Genomic DNA, 15597 nt, shown 5'->3' with positions numbered 1-15597 from the left:
GGTCCGGCGAGGACGGTAAGTGTTGCCGGTCAGCCCGCGTCGCGACGACCGGGGCGCCCGGGTCGGCCCAGTGGTGTCGACGGCGCGAGTCCGACTCGGGGAGAACCCCGCCCGACGTGGGAGGGACTCCGGACGAATTTTGGACTGAGTTCGGAAAATCCACTTTAGGTGATACGTCGTCGGCCGCGGTGTGAAGCGAGCATCCACACTCCTGATGGTCGCGGTCCTCGTGACTGCCGGGTTCGCCGGCGTCTCTACGGCCGCGGTTCCGTCGGGGCAGATCGCACAGCAAGAAGCCGACGCGTCGGTGACGTTCACCGCACAGACGTCCGGCGGCACGACGATCACAGTCGACGAAGTGACGCTCCCCGAGGGCGGCTTCGTCACCATCCACGACGCCAGCCTCACCGGTGAGGGCGACGCGCTCGGTAGCGTCGTCGGCACCTCGCAGTACCTCGCACCCGGTACCCACGAGGACGTCGAGGTCACGCTGACCGACGCCGTCGACGATGGCCAGTACGTCGCGATGCCCCACGTGGACACCGACGGGGACCGCGCGTACGACTTCGTCACCACCGGCGGGCAGGCCGACGGACCCTACACCGCCGACGGCGGCGCCGTCGTGGCGGCCGCAAACGTGACCGTCTCGGCGACAGTGTCGATGGACGACCAGCCCACCGACGGGCAGTACGTCGTCGTCGACCGCGTCGAACTGGCTCAGCCCGGCTTCGTCACGGTCCACGACTCCAGTCTGCTGGACGGTGCGACGTTCGACTCCGTGCGCGGCACGAGCGACCTCCTCTCGGCTGGCGTCCACGAGGACGTCCGGATCGAGTTGGACGACCCGCTCCAGAACGACGACACGCTGGTGCCGATGGCGCACGTCGACTCGAACGACAACGGCGAGTACGACTTCGTCACTACCGACGGGCAAGAGGACGGCCCGTTCCTGACGGCCGAGGGTGAGGCGGTACTCGACCAGGCGGCCGTCGAGGTGGCTTCGACGGCGACCGCGAACATCACGGCTGCGACGACCGGCGGTAACAGCGTCGTCGTCGACTCCGTGTTCCTCCCCGAGGGCGGCTTCGTCACGGTCCACGACGGCTCGCTCGTCGCCGACGGCGACGCGCTCGGCTCCGTGCGCGGCACCAGCGAGTACCTCGCGCCCGGCTACCACACGAACGTCCGGGTCGCGCTCGACGGTGAGTTCGACAACTCCACCGCGACGCTGGTCGCGATGCCCCACACGGACAGCGACGACGACCAGGAGTACGACTTCGTCACCTCCGAGGGCCAAGACGACGGCCCGTACACGAACGACGACGGTGCTGTCGTCGACTCCACCGAGGCGACCGTCTCCGCGACGGTGAGCCTCGACACGCAGCGCTCGGACGGCAAGACGGTCGTCGTCGACTCCGTCGACCTGGCGGAGGGCGGCTTCGTCACCATCCACGACAGCACGCTGTTCAACGGCGACGCGCTCGGCAGCGTCGTCGGCACCTCCGAGTACCTCGAGGCCGGCTCCCACGAGGACGTCGTGGTGACGCTGGACAGCCACGTGGTCCAGCCAGAGACGCTCGTCGCGATGCCGCACGTAGACAGCAACGACAACCAGGTGTACGACTTCGTCGAGCAGGAGGGCGGTGCCGACGGGCCGTACACGGCTGACGGCGCGGCGGTCGTCGACGCGGGCGAGGTGCAGGTGCTCGCGTACGTCGAGTTCGCCGACCAGGAGTCGACGGGCGACTCCCTGACCGTCGAGCGCGTCGTGCTCCAGAACGGCGGCTTCGTCACCATCCACGACGAGACGCTGCTCGACGGCGACGCCCTCGGCTCCGTGCGCGGCACCAGCGAGTACCTCGCGCCCGGGACCCACGAGAACGTCGAGGTCGCCCTCGACAGCGGCGTCGAGGCCGACGGGACGTTCGTCGCGATGCCGCACGTGGACAGCAACGACAACCAGGTGTACGACTTCGTCGAGCAGGAAGGCGGTGCCGACGCCCCGTACACGTCCGCGCAGGGTGCGGTCGTCGCCGCAGCCGACGTGACGTACACCGGGGAGTCGATGGCGACGTCGACCCCGATGGACACCGAGAGTGACGCCATGACCGAGGCGGAGATGGACACCGAGATGGACGGCGAGACGGGCGGGGCGGCCACGGAGACGTCGACCCCCGGCTTCGGCGTCGTCCTCGCGGTGGTCGCGCTCTTCGGTGCGGCCCTGCTGGCGCTTCGACGCGACTGAATCGACCCTCCGACTGCGACCGAACGATTTTTAAAATCGCATTCGTGTCTGACCGTCGTCTCGTTAGCGACTGATTCGGCCTTTTCGCGCCCAGTATCCCGTGTGTACGGGAGTATCCCACCCGCGAAAGACTTATATGGAATATTCACGTAACGACTGGTAAGGACGACAGTCGGTGACGGCAGTATTTTCGCCCTCTCCATCGGCGTCGATCCGGGAACACCATGAGCGAGTCAGAAACCACCATCAGCAGTTACACCGAGCGGGAGAAGCAGGCGAAAGAACGAGCCGGCGAGCGCGTCGAGGAGACCGAGTCGGTGCGCGTGTGCCCCGAGTGTGGCGGCAGCGTCGTCGCCGACGAGGAGCACGGCGAGACAGTCTGTACCGACTGCGGCCTCGTCGTCGAGGAGGACGCCATCGACCGCGGCCCCGAGTGGCGGTCGTTCAACCGCGACGGCGAGAGCAAGTCGCGCGTCGGCGCCCCCACCACGAAGATGATGCACGACAAGGGGCTGTCGACCAACATCGGCTGGCAGAACAAAGACGCCTACGGCAAGACACTGTCGGCGGAGCGCCGCCAGCAGATGCAGCGCCTCCGCACCTGGCACGAGCGGTTCCGCACGCGCGACTCCAAAGAGCGCAACCTGAAGCAGGCGCTCGGTGAGATCGACCGCATGGCGAGCGCGCTCGGCCTCCCCGAGAACGTCCGCGAGACGGCGTCGGTCATCTATCGTCGCGCACTCGACGACGACCTCCTCCCCGGCCGCTCCATCGAGGGCGTCGCCTCGGCGGCGCTGTACGCGGCGGCGCGGCAGGCGAACACGCCGCGGTCGCTCGACGAGTTGACCGCCGTCTCGCGCGTCGACCGGATGGAGCTCACCCGGACGTACCGCTACATCGTCCGCGAACTGAAACTGGAGGTCGCGCCCGCCGACCCCGCGCAGTACGTGGGGCGGTTCGCCTCCGACCTCGGCCTCTCGGACGAGGGTGAGTGGCGGGCGCGCGAACTCCTGAAGACGGCCCAGCAGACGGGCGTCACCAGCGGGAAGTCGCCCGTCGGCCTCGCGGCAGCCGCCGTGTACGCCGCCGCGCTGCTCACCAACGAGGCGCTCACCCAGAGCCGGGTCAGCGACGTGGCCGGCGTCAGCGAGGTGACGATCCGGAACCGCTACAAGGAACTGCTCGACGCGGCAGAGGTCACCGACGGCAGCGACCTCGGCGGGCGCGCGAGCGCCTGATCTGGCTGTTCCCGGCGTTCGACGGCGGTCCAGGTTCGTTTTTCAGTGTGTTCGTCGCTCCAGCGACCGCGACGGTCGGCGCGCGTTCCGACCGTGTGACACCGCCACAAGCCTTTATTGGGCAGCCGAGCAACCGGACGGCGTATGGTCGAGGCCTTCGTCCGACTGCTGTGTCCCGAGTGTTCGAAAGACTGGGAGGATGGGCCGACTGACCTCCCCGGTCACCGCGAGAACTTCTCGTGCCCCTCGTGCCACGCGACGCGTCGGCTCGCGGAGTTCATGCGGACCGAGCGCGACCTCGACACGCTGAAACAGTTCGAGTAGCCGGCGACCTGGTTACTCGCCGAGGCTGGTGATCGCACCGCAGGCGTCGCACTTCAACACGTCCGTCCCGCTCTGCTCGACAATCCGCGTGTCGGGCAGGCCACACTCCGAACAGATCACGTAGCCATCGGTGTACTCGGTGACGGCGTCGGCAACCCGAGACTGCTTGAAGTCGCCGGTGAGGCGCGCGCGGCCCTTCTCGTCGATGCTCGCCGCCGTCCCCAGGTCGTCCTGGAGGAACTTCAGGAGGTCTCCCTCGTCGCGGTTGAGGCGGTCGACCAACGTCTGGAAGTTCTCGACGACGGTGACGTTGCCCTCGGGGCGGACCTCCGGGTCGGGTACCTCGAAGCGCGACCCGCGCTCGTCGATGTCGGGCGTCTCCTCGACCGCACGACCTAACATCTCGTCGTAGTCCATACGTGGCAGTACGCGCGCGCCGATGGAAAAACGTTCACGGCCTGTCGCCGCGGGGGGCCGACCGCCTCCTGATCGTCCGCCGTACCGACGTGACAGTCGATCGGTCGATCTGGGCCGCGGGAGGGCGCGTGCGGGGGTGTTTCCGTACAATTACGGACAGTCGCAGGTGAAAGGAATAGCGGTAGATAGTTGGCTGGCCGACAAGAATACTCAACTTACCTAAATCCGTCGGCTAGCGTGCTAACGAGACTCAAGATAAGCCTTTAACCCTCGGGTCGCAAGCCGAGTTCGTCCATGAAGAAGCAGGAGCTCATTCACCTGCACGGCCTTCTCAGCGAGGTACGCAGCGAGTACGAGGAGTGGGGTACAGAACTCGATCTGACCGAGTACAAGGACCTTGGCGTCAAACCGACATCGATCCACCGATCGAAGACGGATCACAAAGCCGCCGTGTTCAAACTGGCATCGGGAATCACGTCCTCGGCCGAGACGGAGACGACGGAGACCGTCGCTCCCAACGCCGACTGAGCCAGCGCACCTACTCCCCCGCGAACCTACACCCCAGAGCGACGGCGCCGCCGTGCGCTCTATGTGAGCTCCCTCCCGCCGGGCGCGTCGACTCCCGCGCTCGGCGTTACCGTTCCTCGTCGACCATCTCCTCGAACTCCGGGAGGAGGTCGTCGTCCGCGTCCGACCCGTGGACCGGCCGGTCCACACCCGACCCAGGGTCGCCGCCGCCGTCGCCGCGGGCGTCGTCGCCGTCCTCGGTCAACTCCTCCACGCGGAGCACCTTCAGCGGCACGTCGTGGAGACGCTGTCCGATCTCCTTGCGTGCGATCCGCGAGGCGTGCTCCTCGCGTTCCACGTTGAACACCGTCATCTCCAGTTCCAAGGCCACGAGCGCCTCGTCGGCGACGACGAACGCGGGGGGCAGTTGTTCGCCGTCGGGTGAGGTGCGCTCCCCCATCGAGATCTCGACGTAGTTGAGGTCCGGGTTGAGCATCTCCCCGGTCTTCGAGATGGCGATCCGGACCGCCTCGTCGGCCGTCTCGACGTCGTACACCGGCACCGCGGCCTCGACGACGACCCTACAGTCCATGTGTATTAGTACCACTCCGCGGCGTATGAAGCTTCGGCTGAAGTGTCACGAGCGGGCGTCGAGGGCTGTTCGTGCCAGCGGGCCGCGGCGGCTGGCGCGGGCGCTCACTCCCCGCCGGCGCGGAGGTAGTAGAACACGTACGTCTGGGCGTAGCCGGCGTACTCGCCGCCGAATCGCTCGCGGATCGCACGACTCGTCTCGGCGTAGCCGCCGGCGTCGCACTCGGGGTAGTAGTCGGCGATGGCGGTCTTGATCCACGTGTCCAGCGGGACGGCTTCGAGGAAGTCCAGCGAGAACAGCAGGACGCAGTCGGCCACCTTGTCGCCGACGCCGACGAAGCGGGTGAGGTACTCGCGGGCGTCCTCGTACGCCATCCCACGAACGTCGGCAGGGTCGGCCTCGCCTCCGGCGACCATCTCCGCGGTCCGCTGGACGTACGGTGCGCGATAGCCCAGCGAGAGGTCGCGCAGGTCGTCCTCGCTGCGCGCGGCCAACTGCTCGGGGGTCGGGAACGCGTGGAACGTGCGCCCGCCCACCGACACCGCGTCGCCGAACGACTCGGCCATCGCCATCTGCATCCCGTGAATCCGGCTGACGCGCATCTGCGCCGAGCAGATGAACGACACCAGACAGGCGAACGGCGGGTCGCGCACGAGACGCATCCCGCGGTACGCGTCGTACGCGCGCTCCAGGAGGGGCAGGTCGGGCGTCGCGTCGAGGATGGCGTCGAGGTCGTCGTCGAGTCGCAACAGGTGCGTCAACAGCGGCACCGCGTCGGTCGTCGACTCCCACTCCAGTCGGTCGTCGGTCTGGCGCACGCGGACGACCGCGCGCTCGTCGCTCACCCCCTCCAGCGGCGGCACGACCGTCTCGTACCAGTGGTCGCCGCCGTGGGCTGACATCGTCTCGTACATGTTCCCGTCGGCGCGGTCCCAGAGGTACGTCTGCCCGCTCTCGACCGTCGCCTGCAGGTCGAACGGTCCGACCGACTCGAGCGGGATGGCCCCGGATTCCATTGGGTCCAGGGAGGGGGCCGACGGGGTTCGGAGTTACGGTTCGACGGCGCGCTCGGGGTCGTCGCCGGCGGGCGGGTCGGCCTCGCCAGCGCCGTCGTCGTCGCTCCCCTCGTCGGCGACGGTCGACCCCGCCGGCGGGTCGAGCGGCGAGAGGTCGACGCCCGTCGACGCGCGGTAGTCCCGCAGGACGACGAACAGGCCGAGGCCGACCAGTTCCCAGACGACGAGCGCGGGGACGTGCCCCCCGAGCGGGTCCGACACGAGTTCGAACTCGAACACCGCCAGCGACACGCGGTGGAGCGTCAGGCCGAGCGTCGTCGCCGGGTCGCTCGCGAGTGCGGCGCCGAGCAGGGTAGCCGCGACCGCGACCGCGCCACCGAGCGCGAGACGCCCCGCACGACCCGACGGGCGGGCGGTACACGCCGCCCACAGGTCGGGACGACGCGTGGGCATCGCGACGACCGTGACGGCGACCGCGAGGTACGACAGCGCGAGTCCGGGCACCGCGACGTACAGCGCCGGGGCGACGAGGTCGGCGACCGCGAGCGCAGCGGCGACGCCGTACACCCCTACGAGCGACGCGAGCGGCGGGTCGCCAGGCCCGCGCCCGAGCGGCGGGAGCAACTCAGCGAACCCGGCGAGCGTCCGCGTGGCGGGTACGCCCAGGGCGACGACCGCCGCGGCGCCGGCGACCGTGGAGACGACGACGGTCAGCACGAACGGGTCGACCGGGAGGTACGCGCCGATGGCGTCGGCCGCCGGGATGTCTGCGAGGTTCAGTCGAATCCAGTCGATGATCCCGAGCGCGACGAACGCCGTCAGGGTGACGAGGCCGCCGGCGACGACCGCGGCGACGACGGGGGCGCGCCACACGGTGTCTGTCCGGTCGGTGGCTGTTCCACCCTCGGCGTCGTCGTTTCCGTCGTCCACGCCGGCGGCGGCCACGGCGTAGGCCGTCGCCTCGACGCCGACGAACGCGAACAGCGCGAGCCCGACCCCGCCGACGAGACTGCGGACCGGTTCCCGCTGGAGCCCGAACGTCGGGTACAGCGGGTCGAAGTTGCCGGCGACGAACTCGCCGACCCCGGGGACGAACGCGACCAGCAGGAGGCCACCCACGCCGACGACGACGCCCCACGCCGGCACGGCGACGGCGAGTGCGACGCGGCGCGCGCCGAGGAGGTGGACGCCGACGGCGAGCGCGCACACCGCGACCGCGACCACGTCGGCGACGAGCGACGACGTCGTCCCGACGCCCAGCAGCGCCGCCAGTCCGGTCGGCGCGTCGAGCGTCCCGTTCACGTACGCGCCGGCGCCGAGCGGGAGCGGGGCGAGTCTCCCGAGCCACTCGGCGACCAGCGCGACCAGCGCGACGTACCCCGCGAGTGCAGGCCACGCCACGAGCGTCCCGAGCAGGCGCGACCCCCACACCCGCGAGACGGCGCCGTACACCGGCCCACGCTCGCCGAACGGCCCGGAGGCGACGACCGCGAACGCGACCGCGAGGCAGGCGACGCCGCCGCCCGCCAGGAGGTACGCCACCGGCGCCTGCGGCCCGGCCCCCTCCGCGACGCCGCTGGGGACGTACAACAGGCCGCCACCCACCGCCGCCGCGAGGCCGACGCCCGCGAACCCCGCGACGCGGACGAGCGACGCGAGTCGACCCGTGCTCATGCCGGGAGTGTGTCACGTGATACCAAAAGTACGTGGGGGCTCGCTCGGGTGGCGAGTCGGGGGAGCCGCGAACGGTTCGTCGCCGAGAGCGTCAGCGATTGCGGCCCAGCGGGAAGTCGACGCGGTCGGGTTCGTCGTTGAACGCGGCGAGCACGCGCTCGTAGAGGTCGTTGCGAACGCGCGTCGCCCGCCGGTGGTGGACGAGGTAGCGGAGTCGAAGCTCCACCCACGACTCCTGTTGGACGACGTTGACGGAGGGGCGTTCGGCGACCTCCAACTCGACCGCCGTCTCGGCGAGGCGGTCGCGGTACTGGTCGATGGCGTCGGCCATCTCGTCGCCGAGGTAGTCGTCGGCGACGGTCGCCATCAGCTCGCGGGCGAACTCGAGTTCCGTCTCGTAGGCGACCTGCACCGACAGTTCGTTCCAGACGTACGGGAAGCCGACGCCCGCGAAGTTCACCACCTCCGAGGAGAGCACTTGGCTGTTCGGGACCGTGACGACGCGGCCGGACGGCTGGTTCGAGGAGACGAGCGGGCCGTTGATCTCCCACAGCGTCGTGACGAAGAAGTCGACCTCGATCACGTCACCGCGAACCTCGCCCATCTGGACGCGGTCGCCGACGGTGTACGGTCGCTTGAGCATGAGGTAGAACCACCCGACGAGCGAGAGGAGCGGCTGTTGGAGCGCGAACGTGACCGCGAACCCGACCACGCCGAGCGACACGAGGAGCCCCACCCAGTTGTCCGTGAGGACGCCGAGCACGCCCGCCAACGCCAACGCACCGAACGCGAGGCGGAGGACGTTCCGCAGGTCGTGGGCGCGCCGTTTCGTCGCCCGGCGGACCGCGAAGCCGTACGTCACGAAGTAGGCGCCGTTGGCCGCCAACACGACTGCCACCGCCAACAGCGCCGTCGCCGCCAGATCGTCGGCCGGAGTCGTCCCGAGCGCCGGGACGGACAGGTCGGCCAACGGCCTCGTCGCACGAACCACGCCCGCGGTGACGCCCGCCGCGACCGCGAGCGCGAGCGAGACGTAGCCGATAGATCGTCGCACGCCCCGACCTGACGGTGCTCGCACTAAGTCGTTGGTATCCGGTCACCCACGTGCGGGTATCCGTATCCTATCGGAATCGATAGGCGCAGCATTCCGCGATATCATTCGTTACAGACTCGTTGAAGGCCGATCTTACTCCATAACTTATGGAGAGGTTTTCCATCACCACTGGATCTGTGACACAGCGGTCATGGGAAACACCTATATGACCCCTGTTCATAGTATGCATTGTCTATGACTGGCTACCACGACTACGTCCTCGGCCTCATCCCGGCTGCGCTGCTCGGAATTACGTTCATGCTGGAGGGCCTGGGCTGGTCGTTGCAGGTAGCCGTCCCCGTCGGGGGCGCCGTCGCCGCCAGCCTCGTCGCACACGCGATGTTCATCCGCGGCCCCGTCTCGGACCCGATGGTCCGCGACGCGCCGGTTCGAAGCGGGCCCGACGCCGGCACCGCGCCGTCGAACCTCGACTGAGCGGCCCGCCGCTCCCGCTGACTCCTCGTCCGTCTCCCGCCCACGCTTTTCACCTCCGCCGCCGAACCCGCTGTCATGACCGAGACCCTGTTCCTGCGGAGCGACGATGTCGTCGGGCTCGCAGAGCCCGCCGCGTACGTCGAGGCCGTCCGCGACGCCTACCGCCAAGTCGGTGAGGGCGCACCCGCTGACCCGCGAACGAAACTCGTGAACGAGGAGCCGCCGGGCTTTCTCACCACCTACGCCGCGGTGCTCCCCGAGACGGGTGCGATGGGCGGGTACACCTACTCGGCGGGCTTCGGCGAGCGCGACGCGTGGTTCATGACGCCGCTGTTCGACGCCGAGTCGGGCGAACCGCTCGCACTGCTCGACGGCGCCTCGATGAACCCGTTCAAGACCGGTGCGGCGGGCGCGGTGGGCGTCGACGCGCTCGCTCGTGAGGACGCCACGTCGCTGGCGATCATCGGCTCAGGGGCGCAGGCGAAGGGACAACTCCGAGCGACGGCGACCGTCCGCGACCTGGAGACGGTGTGGGTGTACTCGCCGACGAAGGAGAACCGCGAGGCGTTCGCGGGCGACATGAACCCCGAGTTGGACGCCTCCGTCGCCGCCGTCGCCAGCGCCGCGGCGGCCATCGAAGACGCCGACATCGTGATCACGGCGACGAACGCGAGCGAACCGGTGTTCGACGGCGAGGCGTTAGAGCCGGGCACCCACGTCACGGCGATGGGGCAGTACGACCCCAGCAAGCGCGAGTTGGACCACGCGACGATCGAGCGGGCGACGTACGTTCCCGACTTGCGGGCGCGCGCGCTCCAGGACGCCGGCTCGTTCCTCTCGGCGGTGGAGGCCGGCGTCGTCGACGAGGACCACGTGCACGCCGAGTTGGGCGAGGTCGTCGCCGGCGTCGAACCCGGGCGGACGAGCGATACTGAGATCACCGTGTTCGACTCCGGCGGGACGGGAATCGAGACGGTCGCGGCAGCGTACCTCCTGTACGAGCGCGCGCTGGAGGAGGACTTGGGGCAGCCCATCGACTTCGCCCCCGCGAGCGAGGCGTTGACCGGGGAGTAGGACAAGACTGATACCGGGCGCGTCAGAGACGCCTCGACGTGCCGCCCTCCGTGACCGATCGACTCCGAGCCTCGCCGTTGATCGCCGCCAGCGGCGCCGTCGCCCTCCTCGTGTTGGTCGCCGCCGTCGGTGGCCTCGTGACGTTCGTCGGACCCGGGGCGTTTCCCGACCCCGGTGGACGGCGGCTCGGAACCGCGATCCTCGCGGCGATGGTCGGAGTCGCCGTCCTCTGGCTCCTCGTCGTCGCCCGCGCGGTTCGCGGCGTCGTCGACTACGCCGACGCCGGGGAGCGCCCGACCGGCCTGGGCTTCGCGCTCGCGGTCGTCGAGGGCAGCGTGGCCACGGGGATGCTCGTGATCGCGAGCGCTGCCGGTTCACTCTCGAACACTGCCGGGGAGACGGAGGTGCTGGCGATCGGCGCCTACCTCGTCGCAGTCGTCGGGGTGGGGCTCGCGCTAGCGTCGCTCACCCGTGCCGGTGTCGCGTTTCTCGGGCCGGCCTGACAGCCGTCAGTCGTCGCCGAGCGTCGACGACGTGGTCGTCCCCGCCGCCTCGCGACGACGCACCCGGACGTGGAGCGCCGCCGCACACACCACGGCGAGCACGCCGCCGGCGACGACGACGCCGAAGGCGACGCGGTAGCCCTGCGCCGAGTACGCTCGGGCGCCGTCGACGACCGCGCCGGTCCAGTAGGCGTCGAGGACGGCCCCGAGGACCGCCGGGAACACTGCCGCCCCGAAGTACGCCATCCCGTTGATCGTCCCCGTCGCGGCGCCGCTGTCGCCCGCGTGGCGTTCTTTGGCGACCGTGTACGCCACCGAGGCGCCGCCGGTGATGCCCATCCCCACGAACAGCACGGCCCCCACGACGACCAGCGGCGGCGTCACGGTGAGGAAGATGACACCGTACGCGAGTAAGAACACCACACAGGAGCCGAGGATCACCTCCGTCCGCCGGCCGGTGCGATCCGACAGCGCGCCGAAGGCGGGCGACCCGAGCGCGAAGCCGACGTTCGCGGCCAACACCGCCGTCGAAGCCGTCGAGACGGGCACCTCGTAGAGGTTCACGATGTAGGGGACGCCCCACAACCCGATCACCGTGAAGTTGAGCCCGAAGATGAGGAACAGCATCACACCCATCAGCCACGTGTCCACGTCAGCGAGCACGCGGCGGGCACCCGCGAGCACCTCTCGGAACGAGTCGGTGTCGCTCCCGGAGTCGGCGCCGGCGGGGCGGTCCGCGACGTTCGCCGGGCGGTCGCGGACGAACACGGCCACGGCGACGGCTGCGAGGAACACGCCGCCAGCCGAGGCGTACAGGACCGCGCGCCAGCCAGCGGCGCCGGCGGCCACCGCCAGCGGCGTCGTCGCCAGCACGCCGCCGACGCCCGCGGCGGCGATGGTGAACCCGGTCATCGTCGCGAACTCCTCGGGGGCGTACCAGTTCGCGCAGAACCGCAGCACCGCAACGTAGATGGCCGCGCCGCTCAGGCCCGCGAGGAAGCGCGCGGCAAAGCCCATCGCGAAACTGTCGGCGGCGGCGAACAGTGCGACACCCACGCCCATCCCACCCAGACCCACCGCGACGACGCGACGGGGGCCGTAGCGGTCGACGAGCAGCCCCGACGGGAGTTGGGCGGCGGCGTAGATGTAGAAGAACGACGAGTGGAGGAGCCCCAGTTCCGCGGCGGTGGCGTCGAACACCGCGGCGAGGTCGCCCGCGAGCACCGCCGTCGAGTTCCGGAAGAAGTTGACGAAGAGGAAGCCGAACGCGAGCGTCCCCCACATGAGGTGGCGGCGATAGCGGCGCGGGATACTCATTCGTGGGTGTGTGTTTCACACCCCGGCTTGTAGTTTCTGTCTGCGGCGAAGGGGACGGCGCCGCGACTACAGCGACCTGCGCATCCGAACGTGGTCGATGCCGTCCTCCTCGAACACGCCGACCGCGTCGTCGACGGCGTAGCCGAGTCGCTCGTAGAAGCCCGCCGCCTGCGTCTGCGCGTGCAACACCGCCTCGGAGAGGTTGCGCTCGCGCGCTCGCGCCTCGACCGCCCGCATCACGCGCGCTCCCCACCCCTCGCCGCGTCGGTCGCGCGCGACGACGACGCGTTCGACCTTCGCGACACGGTCGGCTGACGCGCCGTACGCCGCGCCGTCGACGGCGCGGAGGCGCGCGACCGCGACGGCGCGCCCGTCGGCGTCGCGCACGAGCAGGTGGTCCACGGCGGAGTCGAGTGGGTCGTCGTCGTGGTCGTCAAGTTCCAGTTCCTCGGGGACGCCCTGTTCGTCGACGAACACGCGCATGCGCAGGTCGACCACGGCGTCCCAGTCGCTCGCGGTGTCCACGACTGTGACCGTCCAGTCTGCGTCGGCGGGCGCGAGGCTCCCGTCGGCCCGGTCGTCGTCAGCCATCGCTACTGGAGTCGGTACCGCAGCAGCGCGGCGACGCCGCCGAGGTTGCGCAGTTGTTGCCCGGGTGCGAACTCGCCGGAGAAGACGACCACGTCGCCGCCTTTCTGCTCTGCCGTCGAGACGAGGTCGTTCACGTCGATGTCCCAGTCGCCCTCGCCCTGGCGCTCGGCGCGGAGGCGGTCGTCGACGATGAGCAGCGTCTCGATGGCGCCGAACTCCGCGGCCTCCATCGTCTCGTTCACGCCGTAGGTCGCCTTCGCGCCCTGCGCGATGCGCTCGGTGAGTTCGTCGATGAGTTCCGCCTCTCGGGCGATTCGCGTCTCCCGCTGCACGTCGTCGACGGCGCCGCGCTTGAGCACCTCGTGGACCCCGCGGTCGCCCGCGGCGGAGGTGTCGACGACGCTGATCTGGTCGCTCAGATCGCGGTAGTGCTCGTCGATGTAGTCGTTGGCGTCGTTCTTCGTGAACCCCGGTCCGGCGAGGATCACCGCCTCGGCGTCGAGGTGCGACAGCGCCGACCCGAGTTCGTCGAACAGTTCGTCGCGGGGGCGGGCGAACTCACCCTTCCCGGTCGGCTTGGTGAAACTGGCGTACTCCTCGGTGCCGTACTGCTGGACGGTGTGGATGTACGCGGCGCCCTCCTCGACGGTGGCGATGGCCACGTCCGGTGCGCCAGTGGCCTCCTCGGCCTCCTCGATCCGCTCGATCTGGTCTGGCTGGAAGTGCTTCTCGATGGTGAGGTTCGTGCGCTCCTCGACGTTGAGCGTGTGGTGGTGCCCGATTTCGTCCTCTCGCGAGCAGCCCACGATGACGCCGCCGACGCGCAGGCGATTGGCGAAGCGGGCGAACTCCACGTCCTCCACCTCGATGGTGACGCGCATGTGCTCGCGCTCGCCGCCTTTGTCGCGCAGTTGGTCGTCGTCGCGGGTGACCCGGCGGGTCGTGTCCGCCTCGACGAAGTCGCCCGGTTCGAGGACGTGCGAGAGGTGCCACAGGTCGTCCGTCGTCTCGGGGACGACCGTCAGGCGCTCGCGCCCCTCCTCGCCGCGGCCGCGCGAGTCGATTCGCATGGCTTGGTGTGTGGCGGGCGCGTACAAAGGCCCTCCGAGACGGCAGGGAGGCGGGAGGGGTGGCGCGGTCGGGTCGCGTTACAGCGTGTCGGTCGTCGTCGCGGTGGCGGTGGCAGTGTCGCCCGCTCGCCCCACGCCGGTCGCCTCTGCGAAGCCGCGACCGAAGCAGTAGTACGAGACGACCTGCGCGTAGAACAACACGATCATGAACCCGATGATGATCGGCGGGATGAACGCCACCGTCCCGATGACGGCCGCGAGGACGGCGCCGAGGAGGACACCGACCAGGTAGTCGGTCGAGAACACAGCGGTTCGGATCACGGAGAACTCGAACGCTGCGCTCAGTTCCCCCTTGACGGCCATGTTGGTCAACGCTGCGGGGGTCACGTACCCGATGAGGAGCGACCCGACAATCAGTAGTCCGGCCAGGATGAACGCCCCGGCCCCGAACGTCGCCGCCCCCGCGTCACCGCCGATGAGCGCGCCGCCACCGAGGACGACGGTAAACAGAACGCCGAACGGCACCAGCAGCACCAACGCGAACACGAACTGCACGATGAGGAGCTTGATCCCGTCGACGATCAACGCTCCCCAGTCGGTGAACGACGGGGCGGCGTCCTCTCCGGCGACCGCCATGCGGAGGACACGGAGCAGGTAGCCTTGGAGGACGAGGGCGGGAACCACCAGCGGACTCGTCAGGATCAACAGACCACCGATGACCAGCGTCGCGAGCCAGTCGTCGTTGTTCAGCGGGTACCGAAGCGCGTCCTCTAGCATACCCGAGAAGTCACCACGCCGGTGGTTAATCGTTTCCACCGATCCCGCGGGACCACGCCGCGGCGGTGGCGACCTCGAGGTAGAACAGTCCGAAGAAGCCGAGCAGGCGCGTGAAGCGCGTCCCGGCGCTCGCGAGTCCCGCACCGAGCAGCAGGAGCACGACGCCGACAGTCCACGCGTAGAAGTAGCGGGCGCTCGTGACGCTCGCCCACAGTCGCCGCCGCGAGAACGCCGCCCGCACTCGCGCGACGGTGCCGAGCTCACCGTCCGCGCGGGCGTACCCCGCCAGCACCGCCGGGAGCGGGTAGACGATGGCGACCGCGAGGAGGAGCGTGACGGTCCCGCCGATCAGCGTCGCGCCGTAGCCGATCGGTGTCCGCGGGTCGAGCGGTCCGCCGACGGCCCCGCCCGACAGCGCACCCCCGACGGTGACGACGAGGAGGACGACCGGTACGAGCAGGAACACGAGGGCGAGCAGACAGCCGACGAGGCCGTCACGGAGGAGGCTCACCGGCGACCGGAACGTCGGCAGTCTACCGGGGTCCTCGGCGTCTCCTGCGGCACCGAGGACGCGCACGAGGTAGCCCATCACCGGGATCAGCGGCACGAGTGGGACGAACGCCGCCAGCACGTGGAGGCCGCCGCCGACGACGAGTGCCTCCGTCGCCGCGCCGCGGTCGTCGCCGGTGCCGAACGGGAACCGGAGCGCCTGCTCGATCACGCG

17 protein-coding genes are annotated in these 15597 nt (G+C 69.7%); 7 read left to right on the top strand and 10 right to left on the bottom strand.

The window, feature by feature from the left end:
- The first annotated feature begins 214 nt into the window (after window positions 1-214).
- From P0R32_RS09125 to P0R32_RS09115, 3 genes are all read left to right on the top strand, one after another.
- Window positions 215-2245 (top strand): DUF7282 domain-containing protein, encoded by a 2031-nt coding sequence (locus tag P0R32_RS09125; protein ID WP_276239382.1) that lies wholly within the window; start codon window positions 215-217, stop codon window positions 2243-2245.
- A 224-nt stretch (window positions 2246-2469) separates the two neighbouring features.
- Complete coding sequence (locus P0R32_RS09120) at window positions 2470-3483, top strand: transcription initiation factor IIB (protein ID WP_276236642.1); 1014 nt, start codon at window positions 2470-2472, stop codon at window positions 3481-3483.
- Window positions 3484-3627: 144 nt separating this feature from the next.
- Window positions 3628-3807 (top strand): DUF7836 family putative zinc-binding protein, encoded by a 180-nt coding sequence (locus P0R32_RS09115; RefSeq protein WP_276236641.1) that lies wholly within the window; start codon window positions 3628-3630, stop codon window positions 3805-3807.
- A 12-nt stretch (window positions 3808-3819) separates the two neighbouring features.
- On the opposite strand, the gene P0R32_RS09110 is transcribed toward P0R32_RS09115, so the two are convergent.
- Window positions 3820-4224 carry a translation initiation factor IF-2 subunit beta gene (locus P0R32_RS09110; protein WP_276236640.1) on the bottom strand — a complete coding sequence of 135 codons (405 nt, stop codon included), beginning with the start codon at window positions 4222-4224 and terminating at the stop codon, window positions 3820-3822.
- Window positions 4225-4518: 294 nt separating this feature from the next.
- Here P0R32_RS09110 and P0R32_RS09105 point away from each other — a divergent pair, with 294 nt between their 5' ends.
- Window positions 4519-4752, top strand: coding sequence for a UPF0058 family protein (locus P0R32_RS09105; RefSeq protein ID WP_276236639.1), 234 nt, complete (start codon window positions 4519-4521; stop codon window positions 4750-4752).
- A 106-nt stretch (window positions 4753-4858) separates the two neighbouring features.
- Here P0R32_RS09105 and P0R32_RS09100 read toward each other — a convergent pair whose 3' ends face one another.
- From P0R32_RS09100 to P0R32_RS09085, 4 genes are all read right to left on the bottom strand, one after another.
- Window positions 4859-5323 carry a DUF555 domain-containing protein gene (locus P0R32_RS09100; RefSeq protein WP_276236638.1) on the bottom strand — a complete coding sequence of 155 codons (465 nt, stop codon included), beginning with the start codon at window positions 5321-5323 and terminating at the stop codon, window positions 4859-4861.
- A 104-nt stretch (window positions 5324-5427) separates the two neighbouring features.
- Complete coding sequence (locus P0R32_RS09095) at window positions 5428-6339, bottom strand: DNA-3-methyladenine glycosylase family protein (protein WP_276236637.1); 912 nt, start codon at window positions 6337-6339, stop codon at window positions 5428-5430.
- A 33-nt stretch (window positions 6340-6372) separates the two neighbouring features.
- The gene (locus P0R32_RS09090; protein ID WP_276236636.1) at window positions 6373-8013 is read right to left on the bottom strand and encodes an APC family permease; all 1641 of its coding nucleotides are present in this window, start codon (window positions 8011-8013) and stop codon (window positions 6373-6375) included.
- A 91-nt stretch (window positions 8014-8104) separates the two neighbouring features.
- Complete coding sequence (locus P0R32_RS09085; protein ID WP_276236635.1) at window positions 8105-9067, bottom strand: mechanosensitive ion channel family protein; 963 nt, start codon at window positions 9065-9067, stop codon at window positions 8105-8107.
- 234 nt (window positions 9068-9301) lie between these two features.
- Here P0R32_RS09085 and P0R32_RS09080 point away from each other — a divergent pair, with 234 nt between their 5' ends.
- From P0R32_RS09080 to P0R32_RS09070, 3 genes are all read left to right on the top strand, one after another.
- Window positions 9302-9541 (top strand): DUF8015 family protein, encoded by a 240-nt coding sequence (locus P0R32_RS09080; RefSeq protein ID WP_276236634.1) that lies wholly within the window; start codon window positions 9302-9304, stop codon window positions 9539-9541.
- 75 nt (window positions 9542-9616) lie between these two features.
- Window positions 9617-10615, top strand: a complete 999-nt coding sequence (locus P0R32_RS09075; RefSeq protein ID WP_276236633.1) for an ornithine cyclodeaminase family protein — start codon at window positions 9617-9619, stop codon at window positions 10613-10615.
- 38 nt (window positions 10616-10653) lie between these two features.
- Window positions 10654-11118 (top strand): hypothetical protein, encoded by a 465-nt coding sequence (locus P0R32_RS09070; RefSeq protein WP_276236632.1) that lies wholly within the window; start codon window positions 10654-10656, stop codon window positions 11116-11118.
- A 6-nt stretch (window positions 11119-11124) separates the two neighbouring features.
- On the opposite strand, the gene P0R32_RS09065 is transcribed toward P0R32_RS09070, so the two are convergent.
- From P0R32_RS09065 to P0R32_RS09045, 5 genes are all read right to left on the bottom strand, one after another.
- Entirely contained in the window at window positions 11125-12435 is a 1311-nt protein-coding gene (locus P0R32_RS09065; RefSeq protein WP_276236631.1) for an MFS transporter, read from the bottom strand.
- Between the two features lie 66 nt (window positions 12436-12501).
- Window positions 12502-13026, bottom strand: a complete 525-nt coding sequence (locus tag P0R32_RS09060) for a GNAT family N-acetyltransferase (RefSeq protein WP_276236630.1) — start codon at window positions 13024-13026, stop codon at window positions 12502-12504.
- A 2-nt stretch (window positions 13027-13028) separates the two neighbouring features.
- A complete protein-coding gene (locus P0R32_RS09055) occupies window positions 13029-14096 on the bottom strand; it encodes an mRNA surveillance protein pelota (RefSeq protein WP_276236629.1) in 1068 nt (355 codons plus the stop codon).
- A gap of 78 nt (window positions 14097-14174) precedes the next feature.
- Window positions 14175-14873, bottom strand: coding sequence for a DUF4013 domain-containing protein (locus P0R32_RS09050; RefSeq protein WP_276236628.1), 699 nt, complete (start codon window positions 14871-14873; stop codon window positions 14175-14177).
- Window positions 14874-14898: 25 nt separating this feature from the next.
- Complete coding sequence (locus P0R32_RS09045; RefSeq protein WP_276236627.1) at window positions 14899-15594, bottom strand: DUF4013 domain-containing protein; 696 nt, start codon at window positions 15592-15594, stop codon at window positions 14899-14901.
- Window positions 15595-15597 lie beyond the last annotated feature (3 nt).

Origin of the sequence: Halobaculum marinum (assembly GCF_029338555.1) — an archaeon.
Lineage (GTDB): Archaea > Halobacteriota > Halobacteria > Halobacteriales > Haloferacaceae > Halobaculum > Halobaculum marinum.
This window is presented reverse-complemented; position numbering and strand designations above follow the sequence as displayed.